General features: G+C 63.2%; 27 protein-coding genes. 13 read left to right on the top strand and 14 right to left on the bottom strand.

What is annotated here, in order from left to right; all coding sequences use genetic code 11:
* Positions 1-16 precede the first annotated feature (16 nt).
* Positions 17-727, bottom strand: a complete 711-nt coding sequence (gene folM / locus KCX70_RS17040; protein WP_212618238.1) for a dihydromonapterin reductase — start codon at positions 725-727, stop codon at positions 17-19.
* 147 nt (positions 728-874) lie between these two features.
* Positions 875-1,522 carry a PilZ domain-containing protein gene (locus tag KCX70_RS17035; protein ID WP_021205920.1) on the bottom strand — a complete coding sequence of 216 codons (648 nt, stop codon included), beginning with the start codon at positions 1,520-1,522 and terminating at the stop codon, positions 875-877.
* Between the two features lie 230 nt (positions 1,523-1,752).
* Here KCX70_RS17035 and KCX70_RS17030 point away from each other — a divergent pair, with 230 nt between their 5' ends.
* Entirely contained in the window at positions 1,753-2,208 is a 456-nt protein-coding gene (locus KCX70_RS17030; RefSeq protein WP_212618237.1) for a flavodoxin, read from the top strand.
* Positions 2,209-2,224: 16 nt separating this feature from the next.
* Here KCX70_RS17030 and KCX70_RS17025 read toward each other — a convergent pair whose 3' ends face one another.
* Genes KCX70_RS17025 through olsB form a run of 3 tightly spaced genes read right to left on the bottom strand, consistent with a single transcriptional unit; the run spans position 2,225 to position 4,378 of the window.
* Positions 2,225-2,821, bottom strand: coding sequence for an ACP phosphodiesterase (locus KCX70_RS17025; protein ID WP_212618236.1), 597 nt, complete (start codon positions 2,819-2,821; stop codon positions 2,225-2,227).
* Positions 2,822-2,860: 39 nt separating this feature from the next.
* Complete coding sequence (locus tag KCX70_RS17020; RefSeq protein ID WP_212618235.1) at positions 2,861-3,631, bottom strand: lysophospholipid acyltransferase family protein; 771 nt, start codon at positions 3,629-3,631, stop codon at positions 2,861-2,863.
* Positions 3,632-4,378 (bottom strand): L-ornithine N(alpha)-acyltransferase, encoded by a 747-nt coding sequence (gene olsB / locus KCX70_RS17015; protein WP_212618234.1) that lies wholly within the window; start codon positions 4,376-4,378, stop codon positions 3,632-3,634. It lies immediately after the preceding gene.
* Between the two features lie 192 nt (positions 4,379-4,570).
* On the opposite strand from olsB, the gene KCX70_RS17010 reads away from it, so the two are divergent.
* The 5 genes from KCX70_RS17010 (at position 4,571) to KCX70_RS16990 (ending at position 9,492) form a co-directional block, all read left to right on the top strand.
* Positions 4,571-5,473 (top strand): acyl-CoA dehydrogenase, encoded by a 903-nt coding sequence (locus KCX70_RS17010; RefSeq protein ID WP_212618233.1) that lies wholly within the window; start codon positions 4,571-4,573, stop codon positions 5,471-5,473.
* Positions 5,474-5,681: 208 nt separating this feature from the next.
* Positions 5,682-6,842 carry a phospholipase D-like domain-containing protein gene (locus KCX70_RS17005; RefSeq protein ID WP_212620372.1) on the top strand — a complete coding sequence of 387 codons (1,161 nt, stop codon included), beginning with the start codon at positions 5,682-5,684 and terminating at the stop codon, positions 6,840-6,842.
* A 49-nt stretch (positions 6,843-6,891) separates the two neighbouring features.
* Entirely contained in the window at positions 6,892-7,473 is a 582-nt protein-coding gene (locus KCX70_RS17000) for a DJ-1/PfpI family protein (RefSeq protein ID WP_212618232.1), read from the top strand.
* Positions 7,474-7,545: 72 nt separating this feature from the next.
* Positions 7,546-7,767 (top strand): VF530 family DNA-binding protein, encoded by a 222-nt coding sequence (locus KCX70_RS16995; protein WP_212618231.1) that lies wholly within the window; start codon positions 7,546-7,548, stop codon positions 7,765-7,767.
* A gap of 159 nt (positions 7,768-7,926) precedes the next feature.
* Positions 7,927-9,492, top strand: coding sequence for a methyl-accepting chemotaxis protein (locus tag KCX70_RS16990; RefSeq protein ID WP_212618230.1), 1,566 nt, complete (start codon positions 7,927-7,929; stop codon positions 9,490-9,492).
* Between the two features lie 54 nt (positions 9,493-9,546).
* On the opposite strand, the gene KCX70_RS16985 is transcribed toward KCX70_RS16990, so the two are convergent.
* On the bottom strand, positions 9,547-11,070 hold the full coding sequence (locus KCX70_RS16985) for a fumarate hydratase (RefSeq protein WP_021205930.1): 1,524 nt from the start codon (positions 11,068-11,070) through the stop codon (positions 9,547-9,549).
* Between the two features lie 341 nt (positions 11,071-11,411).
* Here KCX70_RS16985 and KCX70_RS16980 point away from each other — a divergent pair, with 341 nt between their 5' ends.
* Positions 11,412-12,542 carry a GGDEF domain-containing protein gene (locus KCX70_RS16980; RefSeq protein WP_212618229.1) on the top strand — a complete coding sequence of 377 codons (1,131 nt, stop codon included), beginning with the start codon at positions 11,412-11,414 and terminating at the stop codon, positions 12,540-12,542.
* The gene (locus tag KCX70_RS16975) at positions 12,535-13,500 is read left to right on the top strand and encodes an iron-sulfur-binding ferredoxin reductase (RefSeq protein WP_212618228.1); all 966 of its coding nucleotides are present in this window, start codon (positions 12,535-12,537) and stop codon (positions 13,498-13,500) included. Before KCX70_RS16980 ends, KCX70_RS16975 begins: the two co-directional genes overlap by 8 nt.
* A 67-nt stretch (positions 13,501-13,567) precedes the next feature.
* Here the strand turns inward: KCX70_RS16975 and pyk are convergent, their stop codons facing one another.
* Positions 13,568-15,019, bottom strand: a complete 1,452-nt coding sequence (gene pyk / locus KCX70_RS16970; protein WP_212618227.1) for a pyruvate kinase — start codon at positions 15,017-15,019, stop codon at positions 13,568-13,570.
* A 177-nt stretch (positions 15,020-15,196) separates the two neighbouring features.
* Between pyk and KCX70_RS16965 the strand changes: the two genes are divergently transcribed.
* The 3 genes from KCX70_RS16965 to KCX70_RS16955 all read left to right on the top strand — a co-directional run bounded on the left by KCX70_RS16965 (position 15,197) and on the right by KCX70_RS16955 (position 16,525).
* Positions 15,197-15,574 carry a tetratricopeptide repeat protein gene (locus KCX70_RS16965; RefSeq protein WP_021205934.1) on the top strand — a complete coding sequence of 126 codons (378 nt, stop codon included), beginning with the start codon at positions 15,197-15,199 and terminating at the stop codon, positions 15,572-15,574.
* A gap of 68 nt (positions 15,575-15,642) precedes the next feature.
* Complete coding sequence (locus KCX70_RS16960; protein WP_021205935.1) at positions 15,643-16,041, top strand: DUF4124 domain-containing protein; 399 nt, start codon at positions 15,643-15,645, stop codon at positions 16,039-16,041.
* A gap of 49 nt (positions 16,042-16,090) precedes the next feature.
* Positions 16,091-16,525: a PilZ domain-containing protein gene (locus tag KCX70_RS16955; RefSeq protein ID WP_021205936.1), complete on the top strand. Its 435-nt coding sequence runs from the start codon at positions 16,091-16,093 to the stop codon at positions 16,523-16,525.
* 47 nt (positions 16,526-16,572) lie between these two features.
* Here the strand turns inward: KCX70_RS16955 and KCX70_RS16950 are convergent, their stop codons facing one another.
* Genes KCX70_RS16950 through KCX70_RS16925 form a run of 6 tightly spaced genes read right to left on the bottom strand, consistent with a single transcriptional unit; the run spans position 16,573 to position 23,306 of the window.
* Positions 16,573-17,904 (bottom strand): DUF58 domain-containing protein, encoded by a 1,332-nt coding sequence (locus tag KCX70_RS16950; protein ID WP_212618226.1) that lies wholly within the window; start codon positions 17,902-17,904, stop codon positions 16,573-16,575.
* A gap of 7 nt (positions 17,905-17,911) precedes the next feature.
* Entirely contained in the window at positions 17,912-18,919 is a 1,008-nt protein-coding gene (locus KCX70_RS16945; protein ID WP_212618225.1) for an AAA family ATPase, read from the bottom strand.
* Positions 18,916-20,091 (bottom strand): DUF4350 domain-containing protein, encoded by a 1,176-nt coding sequence (locus tag KCX70_RS16940; protein ID WP_212618224.1) that lies wholly within the window; start codon positions 20,089-20,091, stop codon positions 18,916-18,918. Before KCX70_RS16940 ends, KCX70_RS16945 begins: the two co-directional genes overlap by 4 nt.
* Positions 20,088-21,647, bottom strand: coding sequence for a DUF4129 domain-containing protein (locus tag KCX70_RS16935; protein WP_212618223.1), 1,560 nt, complete (start codon positions 21,645-21,647; stop codon positions 20,088-20,090). Before KCX70_RS16935 ends, KCX70_RS16940 begins: the two co-directional genes overlap by 4 nt.
* Positions 21,634-22,614: a stage II sporulation protein M gene (locus tag KCX70_RS16930; protein ID WP_212618222.1), complete on the bottom strand. Its 981-nt coding sequence runs from the start codon at positions 22,612-22,614 to the stop codon at positions 21,634-21,636. Before KCX70_RS16930 ends, KCX70_RS16935 begins: the two co-directional genes overlap by 14 nt.
* Positions 22,611-23,306: an RDD family protein gene (locus tag KCX70_RS16925; RefSeq protein WP_249121745.1), complete on the bottom strand. Its 696-nt coding sequence runs from the start codon at positions 23,304-23,306 to the stop codon at positions 22,611-22,613. Before KCX70_RS16925 ends, KCX70_RS16930 begins: the two co-directional genes overlap by 4 nt.
* 264 nt (positions 23,307-23,570) lie before the next feature.
* On the opposite strand from KCX70_RS16925, the gene sbcB reads away from it, so the two are divergent.
* Positions 23,571-25,001: an exodeoxyribonuclease I gene (gene sbcB / locus KCX70_RS16920; protein WP_102847529.1), complete on the top strand. Its 1,431-nt coding sequence runs from the start codon at positions 23,571-23,573 to the stop codon at positions 24,999-25,001.
* An 88-nt stretch (positions 25,002-25,089) separates the two neighbouring features.
* Here sbcB and mvaT read toward each other — a convergent pair whose 3' ends face one another.
* Complete coding sequence (gene mvaT / locus KCX70_RS16915; protein ID WP_021205944.1) at positions 25,090-25,467, bottom strand: histone-like nucleoid-structuring protein MvaT; 378 nt, start codon at positions 25,465-25,467, stop codon at positions 25,090-25,092.
* Positions 25,468-25,880: 413 nt separating this feature from the next.
* On the opposite strand from mvaT, the gene purU reads away from it, so the two are divergent.
* Positions 25,881-26,732, top strand: coding sequence for a formyltetrahydrofolate deformylase (purU, locus tag KCX70_RS16910; RefSeq protein ID WP_021205945.1), 852 nt, complete (start codon positions 25,881-25,883; stop codon positions 26,730-26,732).
* Positions 26,733-26,773 lie beyond the last annotated feature (41 nt).

Genomic DNA, 26,773 nt, shown 5'->3' with positions numbered 1-26,773 from the left:
GATGTTCCTTCGCGTATCAGATCAGGTGGCGGCCACCGTTGACCGCTAGCGTGGTGCCGGTGACATAGGGATTATCGAGCAGATAGCGCAGGCTCTGGTAGATCACTTCGGCACCGGGCTCAATACCCAGCGCGGATTTAGTCAAGGCCTTGCGTCGGTATGCCTCGTCATCGCCTTCGTTGAACTGTATCAGGGCTGGCGCTATGCCGTTGACCTTGATGGTCGGCGCCAGGCTGGCGGCGAACGACAGCGTCAGGTTGTCCAGGCCGGCTTTGCTGGCTGCATACGCGATGTGCTTTTTGCTGCCGACGCGGGTGACATCGTCACCGATGTGGATGATGTCCGCCGGGCCGCCATGGCGTAGCAGTTCGGCGCACTGGATATTGATCAGGTAGGGGGCGAGCATGTGCACCTCGAACATGCGCTGGAACACCTCGGCCTCCTGGCCTGGCGCTTCGACGTGCCAGTCGGACGCATTGTGGACGATCGCGCGCAGGGCCTGCGTCTGTTGCTTGAGCGCGGCGATGAAGGCGTGGATGCCCTCGGCGCCGGAAAAATCCGCCTGGAGCGTCACGGCACCGCGTTCGCGCAGCCGGTCGAGGCTGGGGCGCGGGGTGCGGTAGCTGACGATCACCGGCTGCCCCTCATCGAGCAGGCGCTCGGCGCAATGCAAGCCGATGCGTTGGCTGGCGCCGGTGATCAGAATCGGGGCCGCTGGCTGGGTCATGGTCGTCACTGAGTCGCCTGAAGAGAATCGCGCCTGGCCGCGCGGTTGGGCGCGGCCTGAAGCGCCCCAGCTTACACCAGTGGTATGGCGGCATCACACCGAGACGGGCCCGGCGGATCGGGACAGGATAAATGATGATGCCAGACGCTAGGAGTGCTCGGGAGTATCGTTGAACAGCTCGGTCGGCAGCTCCGGTTGTAGCTCAGGATGCAGGCGCTGGTGCTGCTCATACAGGTATGAGCGGATGCGCTCGGCGTCGCGATTCTGCGGATACTCGACCTCGTACGCGGTCAGCCCGCCCTTGGCATCGCGGATCCGGTGTGCGTCGATCTCCAGCGCGTCTTCGCCAGGAAGCGCCAAGTGCAGATGCAGGTGCTTGGGCGCCTTGCGCTTCGCTCCGACATCGACCAGAAGGCCGTTCGGTGACAGCTCATGGACGCTCAGTGCGGTCTCGTGGCCGTCGTCGGAGAGCAACGGCAGCGGCTCGTCGAGATGCAGCCGCCACGCGCGCAGCACCGGGCCGCGTTCGTAGATGATTGGCGGTGCGAGTTGCAGATGGACGGTCTGGAATTCGTCCTTGTCGAGCTGTAGCGGGAACGACATGCAATAGTCGTCGAACTCGGCGTCGAAGGACAGCTTGGCCTTGGCTGCCAGGCGCAATAGAAGGGTGTTGGCCTTGTCGCCACCATCCAGACGAAAGCCGCCCTGCGCCTGGCCCGTTTCCGCGGAAGGGCCCGTGACGAGATCATTGATGTAGGCCAGCTCGGCGCTGGTAAGAACGGTCTTGTTCGGCATCCCGACTTCCCTCTCCAGGGCAGCAGGACCTGGCCTGCCCATGCCTTGTTGGCTCCGTGCGCCTGTCAGGCACCCCGCGAGATCCTCTGAAGGACCGCCTTGCGACAACGCTCTGGTCGATAAATTCCCTGTCACACCAGGCGCACTCGTTGAGAGTGTAGAACTCCCTGCGTCGGCTAGAGGGCCGAATGCGGCATAATGTTGCGCTTCCATTCGCAGCGGAGCTCATCATGAAAGTCGCCATCCTCTCCGGTACGGTCTACGGCACGGCCGAAGATGTCGCCCGTCACGCCGCAACGGTCCTGAAGGCAGCAGGTTTCGAGACGTGGCATGACCCGCGTGCCCAGCTGGCGCAGGTCATCGATTTCGCGCCGCAAGCATTGCTGGTGGTAACGGCCACCACCGGGATGGGTGAGCTGCCGGACAATTTCGTTCCGCTATATTCCGCCATCCGCGACCGGTTTCCGGCGTGGCAGGGCTTGCCAGGCGGCGTGATCGCGCTGGGCGACGCCAGCTATGGCGATACCTTCTGCGGTGCCGGTGAGCTGGTTCGAGAGTTGTACGCAGAGTTGGGCGTGCGCGAGGTGCAGGACATGCTGCGTCTCGATGCCAGCGAAACGGTCACCCCCGAAAGCGACGCGGAGCCCTGGTTGGAACGCTTCGCCGCAGCGCTGCGGGCTGAGTGATTCGAGGCGAGGCCGTTCACTTGCCGGCAGCGCTCGGCGGGGCGCCGTTGAGCTGCGCGAAAGCCTGCAATTGCGGATAGAACTCGCGGAAATCCTGCTGGAGCGGCAGGTATAGCTGCTCCAGTTCGGCGACGCCGCCAGCCAACCCTTCCGGGCGCGACAGCCGCCGACTCATCCCGGCCACCACTTGCTCCATTACGGTGAAGTCGCGGTAGCTGCCGAGCCAGTCCTGAGCCGCCATGCGTGGAGCGATGAACGCCAGCTTGCCGGGTAGTTCGGCCTCCTCATCCAACACCCGATAGACCCGTGCTGTGAACAGCTGCAGGGGTTCATCGGCATAGTCATGCCAGTGCGCGGCCAGACAGTGGTCGAAAAACAGGTCGATCAGTATTCCAGCGTATCGCCGCCGTTCGCTGGGAAAGCGCTGCTTGGCTTGCAGCACCAGGGGATGGCTGTCGGTATAGGCATCGATTTGTCGATGCAGGCGTATTCCGGCTTCGATGTCGGCGGGCCAGCGGCCTTGCAAGGGACCCTTGACGAAGTCGCCGTACAGGCTGCCGAGCAGCTCGCCGGGCTGCGAGCCGCCCAGATGCAGATGTGCGAGATAGTTCATGTGGCCAGTCTAGCAGCGCTTCCTTGCGCTCGGCTTGTATCAGGCGGCTACGGGGACCGGCGCAGCAGCGCCATACAGCGCTTCGGCGATGGCGGTGTGGCAAGAGCGAGCGAGTCGATTGCGTTCCATGCCGCGGCTGTCGATGGGCTGCAGCAGCTGGATCTCCACGACTGCAACGTCGGCCGCCAGCAAGCGGAACAGATGCGAGAGCAGATCATCGTCGCCGATGAACGGCGCGACGGGATCAGTCCCGCCGTCGCGCAGATAGCGGATCGCCACCGGCTGGATCGGTGTACCGGTTTCGATGGCACAGGCCAGTAATCGCGAGTGGAACGTACGCAAGGTGGTGCCGTCCGTGGTCGTGCCCTCGGGAAAGATCAGCAGGTTGCGGCCCTGCTGCAGCTCGGCACTCAATAACTGATTCAGGGTGCTGCTGTCGCCGCCTCCGCGTCGTATGAATTGCGTGCCGGCCTCGGCGGCGAGCCAGCCGAACAACGGCCACTGGCGTACCTCGGATTTAGCGAGGAACGCCATCGGCTGCAGCATGCCCAGCAGTGCGATGTCGGTCCAGGACAGGTGGTTGGCGAGCCATAGCATCGGCTGATCAGGGCGGGTACCCCTCAGCCGAACCTCGTATGGCAGCGCTGCGGCCAGCCGGGCGAGAAACCAGCGGCACAGCCGATGGCGTGTTGCCTGGGATGGCCTGATTCCGACCAGCGCCTGGAGCTTCAGCGCACTGGCGAACGACAGGCCGATCGCAATCACCCCACACAACCGCACCAGCCGCATGTACAACCGCAGCCGGCCCATTCAGATGGCCGCCTTGAAGTGCCGTGCGTAGCGCGGGCATAGCTCGTCGCGCTTGAGCAGGATAAAGACGTCAGCGACCTGGAATTCGGGATCCCAGCAGGGCTCGCCGCAGATCTTGGCGCCCAGTCGCAGATAGGCTTTGAGCAGTGGCGGGGTTTCCGCGATGACGTTGTCCGGCAGTTCCAGCACGGGCAATGGCGTCTTCGGGTTGGCGTGCAACAGCTCGGTACTCAGGTACCGCTCGCGCAGGCGCTGCATGATCGCCTGGGCCTGGACGCCACCGTCGCGCATCGGGATGCTGGCGCAACCCATCAGGTAACGGTAACCGCCCTGGTTCAAGGCTTCAGCCAGCTCGCCCCAGAGCACGGCGATGGTCGCTCCGTTGCGGTAGGCCGGATCGACGCAGGTGCGGCCGATCTCCAGAATCGGTGCGTCCAGCTCCGCCAGGCCCTGCAGGCTGAACTCGTCTTCGCTGTAGAAGCGCCCAAGCCTGCGTGCCGTCAGGTTGTCGAGCAGACGTGTGGTGGCGACCAGCTGGCCGCTGTCCAGATCACGGACGCCGATGTGGCTGCAGTGCGCGTCGAAGTCGTCGCTGTCCAGCCCGGCTTCGGCGCCTTGCATGCGTGCGCCGAACTCGCTGCTGAACACCCTATAGCGCAAGGCCTGGGCTTCGCGCAGCGCGGCTTGCTCGTGCAGGCGCTCTGCTTGTAAGCGCCGTGTGGTGCGAGGAAAAGCGATGGTGGTCATGCCCTGTCTCCTGGTCAGCCTTGGCGTGGCAATGCAATCGGAGCGCTTGATTGTTATGGTTGGCGTTCCGTCGATCAGTGATGCCGGCTCAGGCTAGGCAGAGGCGGTGTCACGACTGTTACGGATCGATGATGCTTGGATGACGGTGATTGCCATTGGCTATCTCTTCGCTGAACCCATGGAGTGAACTCGATGTCCTGGCACTCGCTGCTCGGCCCGCTGCACCGCCTGCCACCACGGCTCGCACTGGATGACTGGTTTGCCGAACTGCGGGCTCGTTGCGAGGGCGGTGTCTTCGAGCTGGCGGTGCTCGGCGGCCGGGTGGCAGCTACTCCCGGGCTGGCCTTTCTTGCCGGTTACCAGGCCGCGCTGCGACGGCTCTGGCCTGCGGCGCCCGAAGGGCTCGGTGCGCTATGTGCGACCGAAGACCGCAAGCTGCGCCCGGCCGATATGCTGACCCGCCTGGAAGGATCACTGCTGACCGGCCAAAAGGATTTCGTCACCGCCGGTTCGATGGCGAGCTGGTTGTTGGTGCCTGCGCGCGACGAGTCGCCTGGCGAGCGTCCGCGCCTGAGTCTGTGCGTCGTGGGTCGCGGCGATCGCGGGGTAATCATCGAGACGCGGCCGCCGTTGCCCCTGATGGTGGATGTTCCGCATGGCCGCCTGCGGCTGGAAAGCGCAGCATGTCGCCGGCTGGCTGGTGATGGGTGGGACGATTACGTCAAGCCGTTCCGCACGCTGGAAGACCTGTATGTGATGACGGCGCTGGTCAGCTGGCTTTATGGCGTCGGGTTGGAATGCGGCTGGCCGCAACGATTGCAATTGCAGCTGTCCGGTCTATTGGCCGGCGGGGCTGAAGTCTCGCGACTTTCACCTGCAGAATCTGCAACCCATATCTTGTTGGCGGCGCTGAACTTGCAGTTCTCAGTGCTGGCCGATGAGATTGATGCCGCGCTGGCGGTCGGTCCACGGCAGTGGCTGGATCTTTGGCGGCGTGATCGCGGCGTGCTGCAATTGGCGCGTGGCGCGCAGGCCAGGCGGCTCGCGCAGGCTACCGCGGTGTATGGGCTTACACCCGAGGACAATCAGCCGTAAGCAGGTAAAGGCCGACACTTTGGGAACTCCTGCTGGCGGCGCGAACCTATAACAGGCGTGCCGCAAGGGCACGGGACGATGGTCGAGGTTGCGCGATGTGCCCGCTCGGCAACGTCCTGAACATTTACCAGACAAGGATTTCAATGTCTCTCAGCTGTATCGCCACTTCCGCTTGGCGCACGGTATTTGTGCGGAGCCTTCGATCATGATGCTGGCGGGGGACGTATTCCCATGGCGAGGAGGCAACCGCTTCCAGCTGCTGACCGACGGGCCGACGTTCTTTCCGCGCATCCTGGAGAGCATCGGTACGGCCGAGCGCCGGGTGGACGTCGAGCTTTATCTCGTCGAGGACGGGCAGTGTGCGGATCGGCTGATCGATACCCTGGTGGCCGCCGCCGAACGTGGTGTGCGGGTGCGCTGTCTGTTCGATGGTTTCGGCTGCCTCAAACTGGGCCAGAAGGCGCGCCAGCGTCTGAGCGACGCCGGCATCGACTTTCGCCAATATAACCCTCTGAAACTACGTCTGAAATTTCGCAACCTGCACCGCGATCATCGCAAGCTGATCCTGATCGACGACCGGCATTGCTTCGTGGGCGGAACTGGCGCGACCGATGAGTTCTGGAATCCCGACAACCCCGACGAGCACTGGCACGAAGCAATGGTCGAAATCACCGGCCCGCTGCTGGACGACTGGCGGCGATTGTTCGATGTGCAATGGGCGTTGTGCCTGAAGCGGCGGATCTGGCAACTGCCGTTACCGCAGCGGCAGCCGAGGGTGCCCGTCAACCCGTCCACCGGCATGGGGATGGGGCGGGTTGCGTATTCGGCGGCGCGACAGCATCGTGACATTCTTCATAGTCTGTTGCGAAACCTGCGGCATGCACAGCAGCGGATCTGGCTGGCCACGCCTTACTTCCTGCCGACCGGTCGCGTACGCCGCGAGCTGATGCGTGCGGCCCGACGTGGCGTGGACGTGCAGCTGTTACTGACCAGTCGTAATACCGATCACCCCTCGGTGCGCTATGCCGGTCAGCGCTATTACCCGCGGCTGCTCAGGGCGGGCGTGCGGATTCACGAATATCAGCCACACTTCCTGCACATGAAAATGGTGCTGGTCGATGACTGGGTGAGCGTCGGCTCGTGCAATTTCGATCACTGGAACCTGCGCTGGAACCTGGAAGCCAACCTGGAGGCGATTGACAGCCAGTTCAGTGCCTGCGTGGTGGCCAGCTTCGAGCGTGATTTTTCCCGCAGCCTGGAGATCGACCTCGAGCAGTGGCACGCCCGCCCGCTCAGCCAGCGCATCTACCAGCGCATGTGGGGGCTGCTCGATCGGCTCGTGATCAATATATTCAACCGCAGCGGCTGAGGCGTAGGCTGGGCGCTGCAATCCTTCACCTGACTGGGAGACTGCTCCAATGGCTGCGAAGAAGATCCTGATGCTGGTCGGCGACTATGTCGAAGATTACGAAACCATGGTGCCGTTCCAGGCGCTGCAAATGGTCGGGCACACCGTGCATGCCGTCTGCCCCGACAAGAAAGCCGGCGATACGGTACGCACGGCGATCCACGACTTCGAAGGCGATCAGACCTATAGCGAGAAGCCCGGTCATAACTTCGCGCTGAACTTCGACTTCGATGCGGTGCGAGCCGAGGACTATGACGCGCTGGTCGTGCCCGGCGGTCGTTCGCCGGAGTATTTGCGGCTCAACGAGCGGGTGATAGGCCTGGTCAAGGCATTCGGCGAGGTGCAAAAGCCGATTGCCGCGGTGTGCCATGGCGCTCAGCTGCTGGCGGCGGCCGAGATCCTTCAGGGGCATGCCTGTAGCGCTTACCCGGCTTGCGCGCCGGAAGTGCGGCTGGCAGGCGGTGAATACGTCGACATCCCGGTCGACAAGGCCCATACCCAGGGCAACCTGGTTACCGCTCCGGCATGGCCGGCGCATCCGGCCTGGCTGGCGGCATTTCTGGAGCTGCTCGGGACACGCATCAGCCTGTAAGATGTTGTGGTTCGAAAGGCCCGCCGCTGGCGGGCCTTTTCATTCCACCCAGCCATGGCCGTGAGAGCACCGATGTCCCAGGCAAAAGATCCCCTTCACGGCGTGACGCTCGAAACCATCCTGGTCGAACTGCACGCGCATTTCGGCTGGCAGGGGTTGGCAGAGCGGGTCGATATCCGCTGCTTCAAAAGCGACCCCAGCATCAAGTCCAGCCTGACCTTTCTGCGCAAGACGCCTTGGGCGAGGGCGAAGGTCGAGGCGCTGTTCGTGCAGCTGCGCCGGCCAATGGGTTGATCTCGTAGCACTAGCCTGCCATCGCGGTGGCTCGACGTTCGTCTGAGTCGACCGAGTGCCGTCTCAAGTTTTCTTCGTCCTGTCCGATTCCTGTAACAATTGGCTCGTTGTGGCTGCGAGTCTGGATGGCATTGAAGCGCCGCTACGGAGTTCAGGACGATGAGAAATAACGGACCGGTCAGCAACACCGAGAGAACCTTTCCGGCACAGCAGCGGCTGATCTCTGCAACCGACACGCAAGGCAAGATCCTCTACTGCAATGACGAGTTTGTCGCTGTCAGCGGTTACTCAAGGGCAGAGTTGATCGGCAGCGATCATAATCTGGTTCGTCACCCGGACATGCCGCCAGCCATCTTTCGGGAGATGTGGAGCTATCTCAAAGCCGGCAAGAGCTGGATGGGCGTCGTCAAGAACCGCTGCAAGAATGGTGATTTCTACTGGGTTAGCGCCTATGTCACGCCGATTCTCGACGGAGGCAAGCTGACTGGCTTCGAGTCGGTGCGCGTCAAGCCGACCGCAGATCAGGTGGCACGAGCCACAGCGTTATACGAGCGCCTGCGGGCTGGGAAGCCGGCGGTTCCCTTTGATCGCAAGATCAAGCGCTGGGCTCGCGTTTTGGCAATGCCCTTTGGCGCCGCGATTCTCGCTGCTGGAGGGATGTTCTGGCTGCCGACTGTGGTCGAGGTTGCTGTCGTGCTTGGCCTGTTCTTCGCCTTGGGGATTGGCTGTTACGCAGCCGCTGAACGGCAGTTGGAGCAGATACTGCGCAGCGTTCCCGACGCCTTCACCGATCCAGTGGTCGCCCTGAGCTATACCCAACAGCAAGGCAACGCCGCGCGCTTGGAAATGGCGCTGATCAGCGAGGATGCGCGTCTGCGCACCGCCCTGACGCGTCTTTCCGATCTGGCCGCGCAGGTCGAAAGCGCTTCGGCGGATACCTCCCTGCTGGCCAGCCAGACCGAGAACGACCTGCGCCAACAGCGCGGTGAAACGGACATGACGGCCACCGCAGTGACTGAGATGACCGCATCGATTACCGAAGTCGCCAGCCACGTGCAGCAGACGGCCGAAGACGCGACCACGGCTAACGCGCTGGCAACCGACGGAGATCGGGTGGCGGCCAGCTCGCGTAAGGCGATGGAGCTGCTGGCCAACACCGTGACCAACATCGGCAGTGCGGTAAACGAGCTGGCCGGCGAGACGCAGCAGATCATGTCTGCCGCCGGCATGATTCAGAGCATCGCTGAACAGACCAACCTGCTGGCGCTCAATGCGGCGATCGAAGCGGCGCGGGCAGGCGAGCAGGGCAGGGGCTTCGCTGTAGTGGCGGACGAAGTGCGCGCGCTGGCCAGCAAGACGCGGGATTCAACGCAGCAGATCCAGTCCATCATCCAGTCGCTGACCAGCAAAGCTGAAGAAGCGGTCGTCATCGCCCAGGTAGGTGACAAGGAGGCGGCGCAAGGGCTGGCCCAGGTCATCGAGACGCAGCAGGCCCTGCAAGGCATTCGAGATGCGGTGAACCGTATCACCGGCATGAGCCAGCAGATGGCCGCCGCGGCAGACGAACAGGCTCACGTGGCAGAGGACATTGCTCGGCAGGTCACCAGCATCGCAGTGACCACAGACAGCAACGTGAGCAAAGCGGACCTGACGATGCAGCGCGGTCGCGAGCTGGAAGGCGCTGCCCGCGGATTGCGCGCGTTGGTCGAGCGTTTCAACCGCTAGTAACGGAGAACAAAAAAGCCCGGCATGAAGCCGGGCTTTTTTTGTGGCCTACGGTTACTGCACTTCGACGGCCAGGTTTTCTGCGATCTTCTGCTGCCAGATGGCCGGGCCGGTGATGTGCACCGACTCGCCGTTGGTATCGACGGCGACGGTGACCGGCATGTCCTTCACTTCGAACTCGTAGATGGCTTCCATGCCCAGCTCGGCGAAGGCCAGCACCTTGGACTTCTTGATTGCCTGGGCAACCAGATAGGCCGCGCCGCCAACCGCCATCAGGTAGACAGCCTTGTTGTCCTTGATCGCGTCGATGGCGATCGGGCCGCGCTCGGACTTGCCGATCATGCCCAATAGGCCGGTCTGCTCAAGGATCTGACGGGTGAACTTGTCCATCCGCGTTGCGGTGGTCGGGCCGGCCGGGCCGACCACTTCGTCACCGACCGGATCGACCGGGCCGACGTAGTAGATGAAGCGGCCCTTGAGGTCCACCGGCAGCTCTTCGCCCTTGTTCAGCATGTCGACCATGCGCTTGTGCGCGGCGTCGCGGCCGGTGAGCATCTTGCCGTTGAGCAGGACGGTTTCGCCCGGCTTCCAGCTCTGCACGTCTTCCGGCGTGATGGTGTCGAGGTTGACGCGACGCGCGCTCGGGCCGGCCTCCCAGACGATCTCCGGGTAGGCGTCCAGCGGCGGCGGGGTGAGTTCTGCAGGGCCGGAGCCGTCCAGCACGAAGTGTGCGTGGCGGGTAGCGGCGCAGTTGGGGATCATGCACACCGGCAACGAGGCGGCGTGGGTCGGGTAGTCCATGATCTTGACGTCGAGCACGGTGGTCAGGCCGCCCAGGCCCTGGGCACCGATGCCCAATTGGTTGACCTTCTCGAACAGCTCCAGACGCAGCTCTTCGATGCGGTTCTGCGGGCCGCGCGCCTTCAGCTCGTGGATGTCGATGGATTCCATCAAGACTTCCTTGGCCATCACCGCGGCTTTCTCCGCAGTACCGCCGATGCCGATGCCGAGCATGCCTGGTGGGCACCAGCCAGCGCCCATGGTCGGAACGGTCTTGAGCACCCAGTCGACGATCGAGTCGGACGGGTTGAGCATGGCCATCTTCGACTTGTTTTCCGAGCCGCCGCCCTTGGCCGCGACGTCCACTTCGACCTTGTCGCCCGGCACGATGGAGTAGTGGATGACGGCCGGCGTGTTGTCCTTGGTGTTCTTGCGGGAACCTGCCGGGTCGGCCAGGATCGAAGCACGCAGTACGTTCTCCGGCAGGTTGTAGGCGCGGCGAACACCCTCGTTGATCATGTCGTCCAGACTCATGGTGGCGCCGTCCCAGCGTACATCCATGCCCACGCGAACGAATACGGTAACGATGCCGGTGTCCTGGCAGATTGGCCGATGACCGGTCGCACACATGCGTGAGTTGATCAGGATCTGCGCCATGGAATCGCGCGCCGCTGGCGATTCTTCGCGCAGGTAGGCCTCGTGCATCGCCTGGATGAAGTCGACGGGGTGGTAGTAGGAAATGAACTGCAAAGCATCGGCAACGCTTTGTATCAGATCGTCTTGCTTGATCACGGTCATGCAGCGCGTCCTCTTGGCGGGGCGGAGACGAGGCGCGTGGGACATGGCCGACGCGCTCAGGTAAAAAGGCGCGGCAGTATAACCCGCTGTGCCGCAGGGGGCACAGACGGACCAAAGGTGGAAGGGATGCGTAGCGAAACTGGCTCGGCGGTATCGGGATTCAAGGCGGCGCCGTCGATGGCCGCGCCGCCATGGATAGGCGAGGTGGACGGCAGCAGGGTGACAGAACTGCCACTTTCGGGACCACCGGACACTCGCCTGGACAAGCGGCGCGTGGCTTATAGGCTTTTACAGGTGGCCGGCGTAAAGTATGTCAAATCGCTATTATGGGAACGGATTCCATGCGCGTGACTCGTGAAGAGAGCGATCAACAGGCGCTGCAGCAACTGGTCACCAAACGCTTCGGGATGGCGGCCGGTACCTACGGGTTGGCATTGGTGCTGACCTGGATCACCGTCGCCGGTGGCTTTTACAAGGCGTCGCTAGACACCGCGATTATCGCTTCGGCGATGATTCTGGCCAGTCAGATGGCCTTTTTCTGGGTCTTCTATCGGGGCTACAACCTGCGCTTTCGCGACCCCAGTCTGACCGAACCACAGGTGCTGGTCGCGCTGGTCTGGTTGACCTACTTCCTGTTCAATCTCGGCGGTAATCGCGGCTCGCTGCTGGTGCTCTATGTGCTGGTGCTGATGTTCGCGGTGTTCCTGCCGCCTCGGGTGTTCATACGCTACGCCGTGTTGGCGTTTCTGAGCTTCGTCGGGATGTCGCTCTGCGATGCCCATCTGGGGAACCTGAGCGACCCTCAGGCCGCTCTGCTGGAGGCCGGCGTGCTGCTGGTCACGCTGATCTGGATGTGTCTGTTCGTCGGTTACGTCTATACCTTGCGCCAGCGCATGCGCCAGCGCCGCTTCGCCTTGCAGGCCCACCAGGAAACATTGCGCGGCATGATGCGGCAGCTCGAGGACCTGGCGGCCACGGACGAGCTGACCGGGCTGTACAACCGCCGGCATTTCATCCGCCGCGCCGAGGCGGAGCTGAGCCGTTTGCGGGCAGGGCATCGGTCGGGGCTGGCCCTGATCGACCTTGATTATTTCAAGCGCATCAACGACCAGCACGGACATGCCACTGGCGACCGGGTTCTGCAAACCTTCGCTTCCGTGGCACGCTCATGCCTGCGCGATGATGATGTGCTTGCCCGCTACGGTGGCGAAGAATTCGTTTTGTTGTTGCCCAGCACCGATGCCGAGCAGTTCAGTGCCTGTTGCGAGCGCTTGCGCGAGGCCTTCGCCAATGCCCAGCCGTTGGACGTGCAGCTTCAGGCGGGGCAGTTGAGCCTGTCGGTGGGGCTGACCCTGCTCGAGGCTGGGGATGACCTGGACGAGTCCTTGCAACGTGCGGACGAGGCACTCTATCGCGCCAAGAAAAACGGTCGTAACCGCTGCGAGGCGAGCTGGACGATGGCCGATGCCTGAGCTCACCCATGGGGATCGGTCCTGGACGGTTGGCGAGGGCAGTAACCTGCTCGATGCCCTCAACGACGCCGGGCTGTGCGTGCCGTACAGCTGTCGGGCGGGTAGTTGCCAGGCTTGCCTGGTGCGGTGCGTGAGAGGTGTACCTTCCGATCTGCGCCCTGAGGCGCTCGATGCCGCGCTACGAGCGCAGGGTTGGCGGCTCGCCTGCCAATGCTCGGTCACTGAGGATCTCAGCGTGGCCGTGTACGATCCGCGGCGAGACGGCCTGGCTGCGCGGGTGCAGGCGCTCGACTGGCTCGATGGGCAGGTCCTTCGCCTGAGGCTGCTCCCTGAACGCCCCCTTCGTTACCGCGCTGGCCAGTCAGTGTTGTTATGGGGCGGCGAGCGGGTCGCACGGCCCTATTCCCTGGCAAGCCTTCCAGGTGAGGATCCCTGGCTGGAATTTCACATCGATTGTAGTCGGCCCGGTGCTTTCAGTGAGGTGGCACGCGAGCTGGCCGTCGGTGATCAGCTACGGCTCGGGCAACTGCAGGACAGCGCCTTGCACTACGAGCCCGACTGGCAAGCAAGGCCGTTGTTGATGCTGGCGGCCGGTACGGGGCTTGCGCCGCTCTGGGGCCTATTGCGCGAAGCGCTGCGGCAGAGCCATGTGGGGCCGATTCGGCTGCTGCATTTCTGTCGAGGGGAGTTCTACCTGCGGGCACCGCTGGACCAGTTGGCCGAGCGGCATCCGAACCTGAGCGTAGAGCGGGTCGATCGGCAACAGGCGACAGAGCGCCTGCAATCGCTGCGGATCGCATCGCGTCAGGAGCTTGCGTTGATTTGTGGTGCCGCTGCGTTCGTCGATGAGTGCGCCAAGCGCCTGTTCATGGCGGGCCTGCCCAGAGGTCAGGTGCTCAGCGACGTGTTTCTGCTGCGCCAGGTGGAGAACGCCCCGCAGCAGCTACAAGGCCGGTAGCGCCGTGGCGCGGGAAGGGTCGGCGAACGGCATGGCTCGGGCGAGCCATGCCGTTCGGCTCAGCGCTTCAGGTCAGCGAGTCGCCGACGCGCAGGATCTTCATGGTGTTGGTGCCACCGGTACCGTGATAGGTATCGCCCTTGGTCAGGATCACCCAGTCACCGACGCTCACCACGTTGCGCTTGAGCAGCTCGTCCACCGCGGCCTGACTGACCTTGTCCGCCGGCAGTGCAGCCGGGTCGAAGGGAATGGTCTGCACGCCACGGAACATGGCGACCCGTGCCTGGGTTTCGCGGTGGGGCGAATAGGCGAAGATCGGTACCGAGGAGCGGATGCGCGACATGATCAGCGGGGTATAGCCGCTTTCGGTCAGGCTGATGATGGCTTTCACGCCAGGGAAGTGGTTAGCGGTGTACATCGCCGCCAGCGCGGTGCTTTCATCGCTGCGCTCGAAGCGCTGACCGAGGCGATGGCCGGATTTGATGCTGGTTGGATGCTTCTCGGCGCCGCAACAGACCCGCGCCATCGCCTTGATCGCTTCGACCGGGTATTCACCGGCGGCGCTCTCGGCCGACAGCATCACCGCATCGGTGTAGTCCAACACGGCGTTGGCTACATCGGACACCTCGGCGCGGGTCGGCATCGGGTTCTGGATCATCGACTCCATCATCTGCGTCGCGGTGATCACCACCTTGTTGTTGCGCCGCGCGTGCAGAATGATCTTCTTCTGGATGCCCACCAATTCGGCATCACCGATTTCGACGCCCAGGTCACCGCGCGCAACCATCACGCCGTCGCTCGCCCGGATCAGCCCGTCCAGCGCTTCATCGTCGGCGACCGCTTCGGCCCGTTCGATCTTGGCGATCAGCCAGGCGCTCGAGCCGGCTTCGTCGCGCAGGCGACGGGCCAGTTCCATGTCGGCGGCATCGCGCGGGAAGGATACGGCCAGGTAATCGAGATCCATGTCGGCGGCCAGTTTGATATCGGCCTTGTCCTTGGCCGTGAGGGCCGGCGCGGTGAGCCCGCCACCGCGGCGATTGATCCCTTTGTTGTCAGACAGCGGCCCGCCGATTAGCACGGTGCAGTGCAGCTCGTCCGCGGTGGTGCTGTCGACCCGCATGACTACGCGTCCGTCGTCGAGCAGCAGCTCGTCACCTACGCTGCAATCCTTGACCAGATCCGGATAGTCGATGCCGACCACTTCCTGGGTACCCGCATCGCGAGGATGAGTGACGGAGAAGCGAAAGCTGTCGCCTTCGGCCAGCTCGATGCGCTTGTTGGTGAATTTGGCGATGCGGATCTTCGGGCCCTGCAGGTCGCCCAGCAGCGCCACGAAGCGACCGTGCTTGGCCGCGGTATCCCGTACCAGTTGCGCTCGTGCGCGGTGCTCGTCGGGCGTGCCGTGGGAAAAGTTCAGGCGCGCGACGTCGAGGCCGGCGAGAATCATTTTTTCCAACACCTCGGGCGGACTGCTGGCAGGGCCCAGGGTGGCGACGATTTTGGTACGGCGCGAGATCATTCAAATGCTCCTTTTTCAGAATGGCCGGGAGGCTACTACGCTGTGCGGCTGTAGTCATTGTTGGCTTGCACTACTCTTTGGCGCCATCGCATTAGCCGCCGCGGGCGGCTCCGGCGCGCCGAACGGACTGCAGTTTTTCTCGCTGTAGTCGATAACTCGGCTACGGAGGATCCACCCATGCGCACCCTTGTCATACTTTTGCTGGCCACTCTGAGCGTAGGCTGTAGCAGCCGAAACGCACTCGATCGTCATCTGGACAGTGCTTACCAGCACTATCAGGAAGGTGACTGCGAACAGGTGATGCTTGCCTTGTCGCAGGCCGAACGCGCCAGCCGCCCCCGCGACAATGTCCAGCCGGAGATCTCGCTGTTGCGCGGGCAGTGCCTGGAGCGCCAGGGGCTGTTCGTCGATGCGGCGCAAACCTACCGCTTTATCCAGACCCGCTATCCGGCCAGCGAATATGCCTTTCGCGGCGGCGCCAGGCTGGAGACGTTGCGTCAGTTAGGGCACTATCAGCCGGAGGAGCGGGTGGTTACCCACGCCGTCAAACCCTGAAGCGAACCCGGCCCCGGCGGGCCGATGGGAAGGACCCCGTGCGCATCGCAGCGATACTAGTTGCAATCATGTTGGCCTCGCCTTCGGCGATGGCCGGGATCTACCGCTGGGTCGATCCCGAGGGCAATGTGCACTTCGATGCGCGGCCACGGCCCGGCGCCGAGCAGGTCGAGGTTCGGCCGCAGGTCGTCGAGCGTGATGACGCGACTCGCGAGCGCCAAGCGCGCACCGAGCGTTTTTTCGACGCACGCCGGCAGGAACGGCAGGCGGCCGACGAGGCTGCCGGTGCCCGGCAGGCGCAGCGTGAACAGGAATGCCACCAGTTGCGTGAGCGACTGGCGCGACTGTCCCACGGTGGCCGCTACTTTAGTGCCGATGCAAAGGGTGAGCGCGTCTACTACAGTGATGAGGAAATAGGGGCGGCGCGGCGGCAGTTGGCCAGTCGTATCAGTCAAAACTGCAGCTGAGCGGCCGGCATCGGTCGCGTTGATCAGAATGGCGGCAGGCCCGGAACACATGAACATGCTCAACCAACGCAGTATCCAGCGGCACCAGCTGCCGTATTACCTCAATGTCTTCAATCGCTTTACCGACAAGCCTCTGGGCTTTATCGGCAACCTGTCTGAAACGGGGCTGATGTTGATCAGCCCCTATCCGATGATGATCGATGCGCGTTTCGAAATGCGCCTGAAGATTCCTGGCAAGCATGGGCAGCTGCGTTTCATCGACTTCAGCGCCGTTTGTCGTTGGTCGCGTGAGGACGTCACGCCGGGCAGTTTCGATTCCGGTTTCGTGCTGATCACGCCACCCAGTGAAATTCGCCTGATGATCGATGCCCTGCATCATTACTTCAGCTTTCGACCGATGTCGAACATCCCTCCCGCCCGTTTGCCGATCAACGATGTACCACATGGTCACGCTGTCGATCAGGACCGCTGTCACGGCACCTGACGGGTTCTTTTCCCGCAGCGCCGTGCAGGCCAAGCGTCGGCGATGCGCTACAGCGTTCCGCTTTTCTTCCAAGCCAGGTAGCGGCTGATCAACGCCGGCCCCAGCGCTTGTGGAAGCGCGTCGAGCACCGGTACGCCGCGCGCCAGCAGGCGATCATGCAAACGTTCTCGGGCGGTCAGATAGTCCAGTGTCCCGCAGTAGTCCAGCGCCTCTTGGAGACGGGTCACGGGACGCTGGCGCAACGCGTCGAGCGCCGGTTCGCGCAGGCTCACCACCAGCACCCGGTGTCGACTCGAGAGCAGGCGGACCGCGCCGAGCAGATCTTCGTCATCTTCGTCGCGCAGGTTGGTCAGGATCACCACCAGCGCCCGGCGTTTCTGCTGCGCCAGTACCTGGACCGCAGCCTGGGTGAAATCGGCGGGTTGCCGCGTATTGACCAGATCGTAGACGCCGTTGAGCAGTACGTTCAGCTGCGCCGGGCCTTTGGCCGGTGCCAGGAAGCGCCGTTGATCGCTAGCGAAGCTGCAAAAACCCAGCGCGTCGCCTTGGCGCAGGGCGACGTAGGCCAGCAACAGGCCAGCATCGAGGGCGTGATCGAAGTGCGAGCACGCGCCGTCCATACTGCGCATCCGCCGCCCGCAGTCGAGCATCAGCAGGATCTGCTGGTCGCGGTCGTCCTGGTATTCGCGAGCGATCGGCATGTGTTTGCGTGCGGTGGCCTTCCAGTCGATCTGCCGTAAGGTGTCGCCCTCCCTGAACTCGCGTAGCTGATGGAATTCCAGCCCAAGGCCGCGGCGCGGCTGTTGCCGAACGCCCAGGCGTCCCAGCCAGCTGTCGACCGCCATGAGTGACGCACCGTGCAGCCGCGTGAAGTCGGGATAGACGCGCGTCTGCGACGCCAGGGCGAGCAGGCGGCGCTGGCGCCACAATCCCAGCGGGCCATGGAGGCCTATCTCGCAGTGCTCGAACCGATAGTGGCCGCGCTGCTGCGGGCATACCTGATAGCGCAGCGTGGCGCTTTGCCCAGCGCCTAGATCCAGGTGCTGCGGTAGCTGCCGAAGCGACATGGCGGATGGCACATGGTCGAAGATATCCAGTCGCAGTTGCGTGTTCGGTTGGGCAAAGATGTGCAGCTGTACGTCCTGCCAGCGCCCTAGCGCCAGGTAGCCGTTCAGCTCGCGCTGCAGCCTGGGGGAGGGCAATCGAGCTACCGCAATGGCATCGATCGTGCCAAGCGCCCCCAGACACAGTAGCAAGCCCCACCAGGCTGTATGAACAGCTTCAGGCAGGGGATGGCCCAGCGCCGACAGCGTGCCGAGTGGCAAGGCCAGGCCCAGCAGCGCCACCAGCGCCAGGATCAGTTGCCGTGACGGAGTCATCAACCGATCACAGCCGTGGCGCCGCGACTTGGTCGAGCAGCTGACGCAGCAAGAGATCGACCGACATGCCCTCGATGGCCAGTTCCGGCGAGAGCCTGATGCGATGCCGCAACACCGCGAGCGCACAGTCCTTTACATCGTCCGGAACGACGAACTCGCCTCCGCGCAGCAAGGCGCGAGCCCGAGCGCCGCGCACCAGCGCGATCGACGCGCGCGGGCCGGCACCCAATGTCACGCCCGGCCAGTCACGCGTCGCGCGAGCGAGGCGCACGGCATAGTCGAGCACCTGCTCGTCGAGTGGGACTTCGCTGGCAATCTTCTGCAAAGCCAGAATGTCCTTGGCCTGCAACAAGACCCGCAACCCGCTGACATCGAGGATGTCGGTGCGCGCCGAGCGGGTAACCTGACGAACCAGCTCCAGCTCTTCGTCAGCCTGTGGGTAGTCCATGCGCAGCATCAGCATGAACCGGTCCAGTTCGGCCTCCGGCAGCGGATAGGTGCCTTCCTGCTCGATGGGATTTTGTGTGGCCATGACCAGAAAGGGCTGTGGTGCCGCCAGTGGCCTGCCTTCGAGCGTGACCTGGCGCTCCTGCATGACTTCCAGCAGCGCCGCCTGGGTCTTGGCCGGGGCGCGGTTGATCTCGTCGGCTAACAGCAGGTTGGTGAAGACCGGCCCCTTGCGTAGCTTGAACTGCTCGCTGGCAAGGTCATACACGGCGTGACCGGTGATATCGCTGGGCATCAGGTCGGGAGTGAATTGGATGCGCGCGAACTCGCCGCCGAAACAGCGCGCCAGGGCGCGAACCAGCAGGGTCTTGCCGAGTCCCGGGACGCCTTCGACGAGCACGTGCCCTCCGGCGATCAGGGCAGTGAGCACCCCGTCCACGACCTCGCGCTGGCCGATCACGGCCTTGTGCAATTCCTGGCGCAGCGCCTGGGCCAGCTGGCTGGCGCGCTGCCGCTGGTTACCCACGGCGGGCGAGGTGCTATTCGGTTCGCTTGTTGGTTCGCTCATAGGGCATTCCTGAGGCGTTGTAGGCTGGCGATCAGATGGGTGAATTCGGTGGCATTGGCGGGACCGGCGGCAGTTGGGCGCAACGCCTTGTCGACCGCATCGATCGGCAGCCGGCTGAGCGCTGCCAGCGCCCGGCACTGTTCGGTGTGGTCCAGGGCGTCGAACCCCGGATGGTGTCGCCGTGCCTGGCGCTGGATATCTTGTTGGAGCGTGTCGAGCAACTGACGCTGTCCGGCATGGCGGTAGAGGAAATCGGCGCTGGCGCGCAGATGCTCCTGCAGCTGCCGTCGCCCACGGTCTGCCGGCACGATGATCGGCCCATGGCGAGCGGCCCGATGCCAGACGGTAAACAGCAGGGCCAGCAGCAGGGCAGTCAGCGCTTGCGGGAAATGCCGCAGAAGCTGTTGCAGCAGGCTGTCGTGTTCGGCGTGATGGAGCAGCGTCACGTTGCGGTCCTGCGTGAGGTACCAGAGCAGCCAGGCATGGTCATGCTGGCCAATCGCATCGTTCTGCCAGATCCAGCTATCGGTGAGTGCGGTAACCAACCCTTTGCCGTGCTGCAACTGCAGCATGTGGGTTGCGCCGTCGCTGTTGGCCCATGCATGGGCCTTCTTGCCGGCGTCGTACAGGTGGTAGCGCGTGTCGAACGCCAGATAGACCGGTTCGGTGTCGCCTTCCAGATACAGGCGAGTGAGCGTTGCGCGGTTATCGACGCTCCCTGCCTGCCCGGCGGCGTCGGCAGCCTTGGCGGGATCATCCTCGGTTTCGTACTGCTGCAGATCGAGCGCGTCCAGCAACAGATCGCCACTTTGCCCGGCCTGCTCGTCCCAGAGCCTTTCAGCGACGAATACCAGGTGCCCTCCGGCTCCGACCCACTCGAGCAGATCGGTGGACTGGTCCGCCGTCATTTCGGCGCGATCGGCCAGTAACAAGAGAATCTGGTCGTTCGGTGCTTTATGAATTACGCCGTCGAGCCTTGCGGGCAGGCTGACAGGTTTGCCCTGCTCAACAAGGAAGCGCTCGGCAGCCAGATAGGGGTTGTTGCGTGCCTGCGGCGCAGGCCCCTGTTCGACGGTTTCCTGGTAGAACGACAGCTGGCTCGCAAGGTAGCCCAGCGAGACGACCAGCAGCACACCGGCAATCGCCACCAACCCCGCACGCGAACGGCTCATGCACGACCTCGCACGGCAAACAGGTCACGCCAGCCATCGCACAGTTCGCGACGCGTATCGCTGGCAGGCAGCCGATGCCCGTAGGCGAGATTCAGCCAATGGCCCGTCAAGGCCTCGGCGTAGCCGGTCAGCTCCGGCTGTTGCGCCTGGCGCAGCAGTTCGAGGATTTCGCCTTCGGTGTGGGCGGCTTTCAGCGGCACCTTGCGCTCGTGCAGCAAGCGACTCAAAAAGGCCCGGTAAAGCAAGCCGAGCGCCTCGCGTGGCTGCTCGTCCCAAAGCCGTTCTACCTCGCCGGCGACATCCAGCGGCAGGTTTTCAGGTTGCACGTCGAGGCCGAACAACACCGCCGGTGGGTCTTGCGCCGGCTGGAGTGCCCGTTGTGGCCGCCCGACGTGCAACCTCAGCCACTGGCGATAACGCCACAGGACCAGCGCGATCAAACCGAACAGACCGGCCCAAAGCGCTACCTCGATGCCTGCGACGATGTGATCGAAGTCGTGGTGCAGGCGCAGCCATCGGTCGAGCAGGCGTGCCAGCCAGCCAGGTGCCGCTTCCGTCTGTTCGTCGCCCAGGCGCCAACGGGTAATGGTCTCCTGATGACGAAACGGCGGCTCATTCAGCAATCCGCCGATGCGCTCGCGGGCGGCCTGGCGGGTCAGCGGCTGGTTGTCCAGGCTCTCCGTTCCAGCACCGGTATCGACGGTTGCGGAGTGCTCGTCGCTCGGTGTCATCGCCGGGGCGGCCTGGGTCGGTTGCGCCGGCATCGCCAGCAACAGTGCGATGCCGAGTAACAGGACCGGCTGCACGGATCTCAGACGCTCCTGCAGGCGGCGAAAGCTCAGTTCTATGTCCCAGGCTTCGAGCGTGGTGCGTCGGTTGAGATAAAGGCTGAAGCCGCTGGCGACATAGATAGGTTCCCAGAACACAAGTACCAGCGCATACAGCAGGTTGGACAGGTGTTCGAACCAGAGCCAATCCTGGTCCAGCCGCAGCAGATCCATCCAGCTCAAGTCGGCGATCAGCGGCGCCGGAATCATCAGGTAGATCAGCGCCAGTGCGCCGAGCCACAAGCCACTCTCCAGATGCACACCTACGATGGTCAGCCAGCGCGCCGCTCTGGCGTCGCGTTGTTGCAGGACACGCAGGCGCTGCTTTCTGGTCGGGCCGGACAGTTCCTCGAGCTGCATGACCGGGAGGTCGAAACTGCGCGTCAGGCTGAAGCGTCGCCAGGTCAGGCTCGCGAACCATTGGCGCCGCAGCAGGCCTGGCAGCGCCCTGAAGCTTTGCTGCAGCGTCGGTATGTCGCCGAACAGCGAGCGAGAGAGAATGAACAGCGGCAAGCGCTCGTACAGCGGCTTGAGCCACCAGAACAGCAGCAGTGCGAGCGACGGGTGGGACCAGAACAGCAGACTGAGCAGCGCGAACACCGGCAGCGTCAGCAGCGCCCAGCTGAGCAGCAGCAAGCGGGCGTGGCGGCGCGCCAGCAGAGCGCCGAGGTCGATTGCTTCCCAGGCGCTGCGCGGCCTGATTTCCAGGGTTGCGTCATTCAGCTGCACGTGGGCTCCTACCGCTAAGCAGGAGATACAGGCCGACCAATACCCACAGCAGTGCGCCAACGGCATATTTGACCGGCGCGGATGGGTACGTCATCGAAGACCAATAGGCTTCGACGAAGGCGGCGATCAGTAACATGAACGCGGCGCCAGCGATCAGCCGCACGCCGCCGGCCGCGGCCAGGCGCAATGCTTCGCCACGGCCAAGGCGGCCCGGAGCGATCAAGGCGTCTCCCAGCTTCAGGCCGGCGGCGCCAGCGAGGGTGATGGCCGTCAACTCGAAGGCACCGTGACCGATGACGAACGACCAGAACGGCTGTTGATAGCCGATGCCCGTCAGGTGACCCGCGATCGCGCCAATGGTCAGGCCGTTGAACAACAGATAGAAGAGACTGCCCAGGCCGAACAACAAACCGCCCGCGAACATCTGGAAGGCGATCCCGACGTTGTGCATCACGTAATAGCCGAACATGACCCAGTCATCGGCAGAGCCTCGCTCGCCGAAATGACCGAGGCGACTGGTGTCCGGGTCGTACATCGCTTCCATTTGTGCGACCTGCTCGGGGCTGATCAGGCTGTACACCAGCTGCGGAAACAGCACCACCAGCGCCGCCATGCCCAGCAGGCTCGTGTAGAACAACAGGCTGGCAACCGCCACATAACGCCATTCCTGGCGGACCAGCCGGCCGAAGCCACCGAGAACGAAACCGAGCAGGCGGCTCGTCAGCGGGCTGCGATGACGGTACAGCTGTTGATGTCCGCGCTGTACCAGGAGCTGCAGGTGATCGGTCGCGTGGGGGCTGTACCCGCGGCTCTGAGCCAGTGCGAGCTGATGGCACACGCGGCGATACGCGGCCGGAAAGCCGAGCGAGTCCTGAGGCGTTGCCTTGCCTCGCTCGAGGACATCGAGCCGCTCGCCGAATGCCAGCCATTCGGGACGGTATTGGCGTTCGAACTGGTTCTGCTTCATGCCGGGCCTACCAGCGCGCGGGCGATGCCGTTGAGGCGTGCTTCGGCCTGTTCCGGCGCGACCTGCAATGGCTCGGCCAGAATGGCGGCCAGTTCCTGCCGCCGCTCTGCGGACAGGTTCGATTGGCGCTCAGCGAATCCGATCAGTGCGCGCTGATCCGCCAATCTCAACGCAAAGGGCGGGGTGACGGGGTCCGCCGGAGGCAGCGCCACGGGAGCCGTTGGACGCTCGCGATGCACCACCAGGGTGCCAGCGGTGAGGTCGCCAAGACGTTTGAAGGAGGGATGCCCCAGGCAGCAGATCGCCCCCAGGCAGTATCCCAATGGCAGCATATCGACGAATCGCAACAGGTTGCGCAACAGCGATGCTGGCCAGCCTATCGGCGTGCCGTCGTCGTGAATCACCTTCAGCCCCAGCCAGTACTTGCCCGGTGTCCTGCCGTCATTGAGCACCTCGAATAGGACCATGTAGCCCCACTGCACGACGAACAGCAGCAGCGCGCCCGCTCCCATGCCGAACTTGCCCAGCGAGCCGAGCCCTAGCGCCAGAAACAGCAGTAGCGCCAGGCGAATCAGCAGATCCAGGGCATACGCCAGGGCCCGGGGAACCAGCCCTGCGGGGCGCAGCAGAAGATCGATGCCCTCGGGCGTCTCGATCCTGTGCGTATTATCCAGGGGTGCTGCAGGAGGCAATGGCTGTGCTCGGCGCTCGGATTGCAGATGATGCGGGCCCGTGCCGATGACCGATCGACTGATCGGCGACTTGCGGTGGCCGCGTATGGCCACTATGAAAGCACCGAACGCCCCCTGCGGCTAGAACCTGCTTGGCCTTTCATCTCGGAACCCGTCCGGCATCACGCGATCAGGTTGCGTGCCTGCCGCACGGGTCGGTAAGACGGGGAGGCCTATCACCGCTCAGGCACGCTAGACTGCCGCCCAATCGAGAGGGAGGCTCCCGTGACATCCAGCATCTTCTGGTATGATTTTGAAACCACTGGCATCTCGCCGCGCTGCGATCGGCCGCTGCAGGTCGCCGGAATCCGAACCAACGAGGCCCTGGAGGAGATCGGCGAGCCGCTGAATATCTATTGCCGGCCGAGCGACGACATCCTGCCTCATCCGGCCGCTTGCCTGGTGACCGGCATCACCCCGGCAACCCTGCTGGAAAAGGGCCTGTGCGAGGCGGAGTTCATCACCCGTCTGCATCGGGAACTGGCACAGCCGGGCACCTGTGGCGCCGGCTACAACACCTTGCGCTTCGATGACGAGGTGCTGCGCTACAGCCTGTACCGAAACTTCTTCGATCCCTACGCGCGTGAATGGCAGGGCGGCAACAGCCGCTGGGACCTCATCGATCTGGTCCGCACCGCTTATGCCTTACGACCCGAAGGGTTGGTCTGGCCGGAGGAGGACGGGCGGGTAACGCTGAAGCTGGAGCGTCTCAGCGTGGCCAACGGGCTCGAGCACCTGCAGGCCCACGATGCGTTGTCCGATGTGCGCGCGACCATCGCGCTGGCGCGGTTGATAAGGGAGCGTCAGCCGCGGCTGTACGACTATCTGTACAAACTGCGGCGCAAAAACGCGGTGGTCGAGCAGATCGAGTTGCTGAAGCCGATGGTGCACATTTCCGGGCGCTTCTCAGCTGCTCGGCATTATCTATCCGTCGTGTTGCCGTTGGCCTGGCATCCGCGCAATCGTAACGCGCTGATCGTTTGCGACCTCAACGCCGAATGCTCGCCGCTGTGGGAGGAAACCGCCGAAACACTGCGCGAGCGCCTGTACACGCGGCGAGAGGAGCTTGGTGAAAAGTTGCCGGCGCCGTTGAAGCTCGTGCACGTCAATCGTTGCCCGGTCCTGCTGCCGATGAAGGTGTTGCGGCAGGTCGATATCGAGCGCCTGGGCCTGGACCTGCAATGTTGTGAGTCGAGGGCTCGCGATTTGCTCAGCCGGGAAGCGACGTGGAGCGAGAAACTCGCTGGTATCTACCAGGAGCAGCAGCCTTTCAATGAGGTGGCCGATCCGGAGCAGCAACTCTACGAAGGCTTTCTGGGAGACCGCGATCGTCGGTTGTGCGAACAGGTTAGAAATCTCTTGGCTGCACCGGGAGCGAGCGTAACGCCGCCGTTCGATGATGCTCGCTTGCCGGAATTGCACTTCCGCTACCGTGCGCGCAACTTCCCGGAAGGTCTTTCGGCCGAGGAGAAACTGCAATGGGAGCAGTTCTGTCGGCGCCGCCTGACCGACCCTGAGTCCGGTGCGCCCAATACGCTCGAGCAGTTCGAGGGCGACCTCGCTGAGCTGCTGACCTCAGCCAGTCCCGAACAAAAGGCGCTACTGCAACAATGGGCCCTTCATGCCCAAGGCTTGCGCGAGCGCTATATTCGCTGATTACCCACCAAACGACGGACACAAAAAAACCATCTAACGTGACAGCTCGAACATGTCACGTTAGATGGTTTCAGCGTAGCGCTACGATTTAACCGAGCAGGGTGGCCCAGCCTTCAACTTCCTCGGAACCCCACTGAGCTTTCCACTCTTTCAGGGTTTTATGATTGCCACCCTTGGTTTCAATCACTTCGCCATTGTGCGGGTTCTTGTACTGCTTGACTCGACGGGCGCGCTTGGTTGCAGCCGGTGCCTTCGCCGTGCGCGGAGCCTTGCTGTTTCTGGCATCCGGATCGAGCAGGGCGATGATATCGCGAAGCGACTTCTGATATTCGCCCATCAGCTCACGCAGTTTGCCTTCGAACTCAAGCTCTTTTTTCAGCTTGTCGTCTGCGGAAAGAGACTTCAGGCGTTCCTGGAGTTCCTTGATAGCCTCTTCAGTGGCGCGGTATTCATTGATCAGCGACATGTCACTTCCTTGGTATAGGTTTGAACGCAAGTGTTAGCAATCATAGACACGCGCAATGCACAAGTAAATATGACTTTCAATAAAGATTGGTAGGTTGTCGTGGTTTCTTACCGCGGGGATGTCGCTCAGTTAGTTCACTTCCGTGGTAAACAAGCCCGTGGCAAAGGGCGCTGCAGCAAACGAGTTATATGAACGCCGTGAGGCGAGCCCTGGCCAACCGTGATCCGTATATAAGCTGCCATCGGAGCCTATCCGCTGGCAGGTCGTATCTTATTATTTCGCAATGGATCGTCACTTTGCTCCCGGATCGGTACAGGGCGCAGGCTCGTGTCGATCCTGGTTCATTAATGTGGCTGCGGTTTTCTGCGCTGCGCTAGAATGCGCCACCTTTTTATAAGCTGGAGTTCTGCTTAATGCGCACATTCAGGCTGGTTATTGCCTGCCCCGATGGCGTTGGCATTGTTGCCAAGGTCAGCAATTTCCTGGCCACCTACAACGGCTGGATCACCGAAGCCAATCATCACTCGGATCACCAGAGCGGCTGGTTCTTCATGCGTCATGAAATCCGCGCCGACTCGCTGCCTTTCGATCTGGCAGGTTTCCGTCAGGCGTTTGCGCCAATCGCGCGTGAGTTTTCCATGGAGTGGCGGATTACCGATTCGGCAGAGCGTAAACGCGTCGTGCTGATGGCCAGCCGGGAGTCGCACTGCCTGGCCGATCTTCTGCACCGCTGGCACAGCGGCGAACTGGATTGCGATATTCCCTGCGTGATTTCGAACCATGACGACCTGCGCAGCATGGTCGAGTGGCACGGCATACCGTACTTCCATGTGCCGGTCGCACCGGGAGGCAAGGAGGAGGCGTTCGCTGAAGTGACGCGTCTGGTGCGTGAACATCAGGCCGATGTGATTGTTCTCGCCCGATACATGCAGATTCTGCCGGCCGCGCTGTGCGAGGAGTTCGCACAGCGCGTGATCAACATCCACCACAGCTTCCTGCCTTCGTTCGCCGGTGCCAAGCCTTACCACCAAGCGTCGTTGCGAGGGGTCAAGCTGATCGGTGCGACCTGCCACTACGTCACCGAGGAGCTGGACGCTGGGCCGATCATCGAGCAGGACGTGGTACGGGTCAGTCACCGCGACAGCATCGAGGACATGGTTCGGCTGGGCAAGGACGTGGAAAAGATGGTGCTTTCGCGTGGCCTGCGCTATCACTTGCAGGACCGCGTACTGGTGCACAGCAACAAGACGCTGGTATTCAACTGATCCGGGCTCTCGGTGCCGGGCATCTCGATGCGGGAGGAGCG

It is taken from the genome of Stutzerimonas stutzeri (assembly GCF_018138085.1).
Classification (GTDB): domain Bacteria; phylum Pseudomonadota; class Gammaproteobacteria; order Pseudomonadales; family Pseudomonadaceae; genus Stutzerimonas; species Stutzerimonas stutzeri_AI.
Note: the sequence above shows the minus strand (reverse complement) of the source record. Positions and strands in the feature narration are given on the sequence as shown.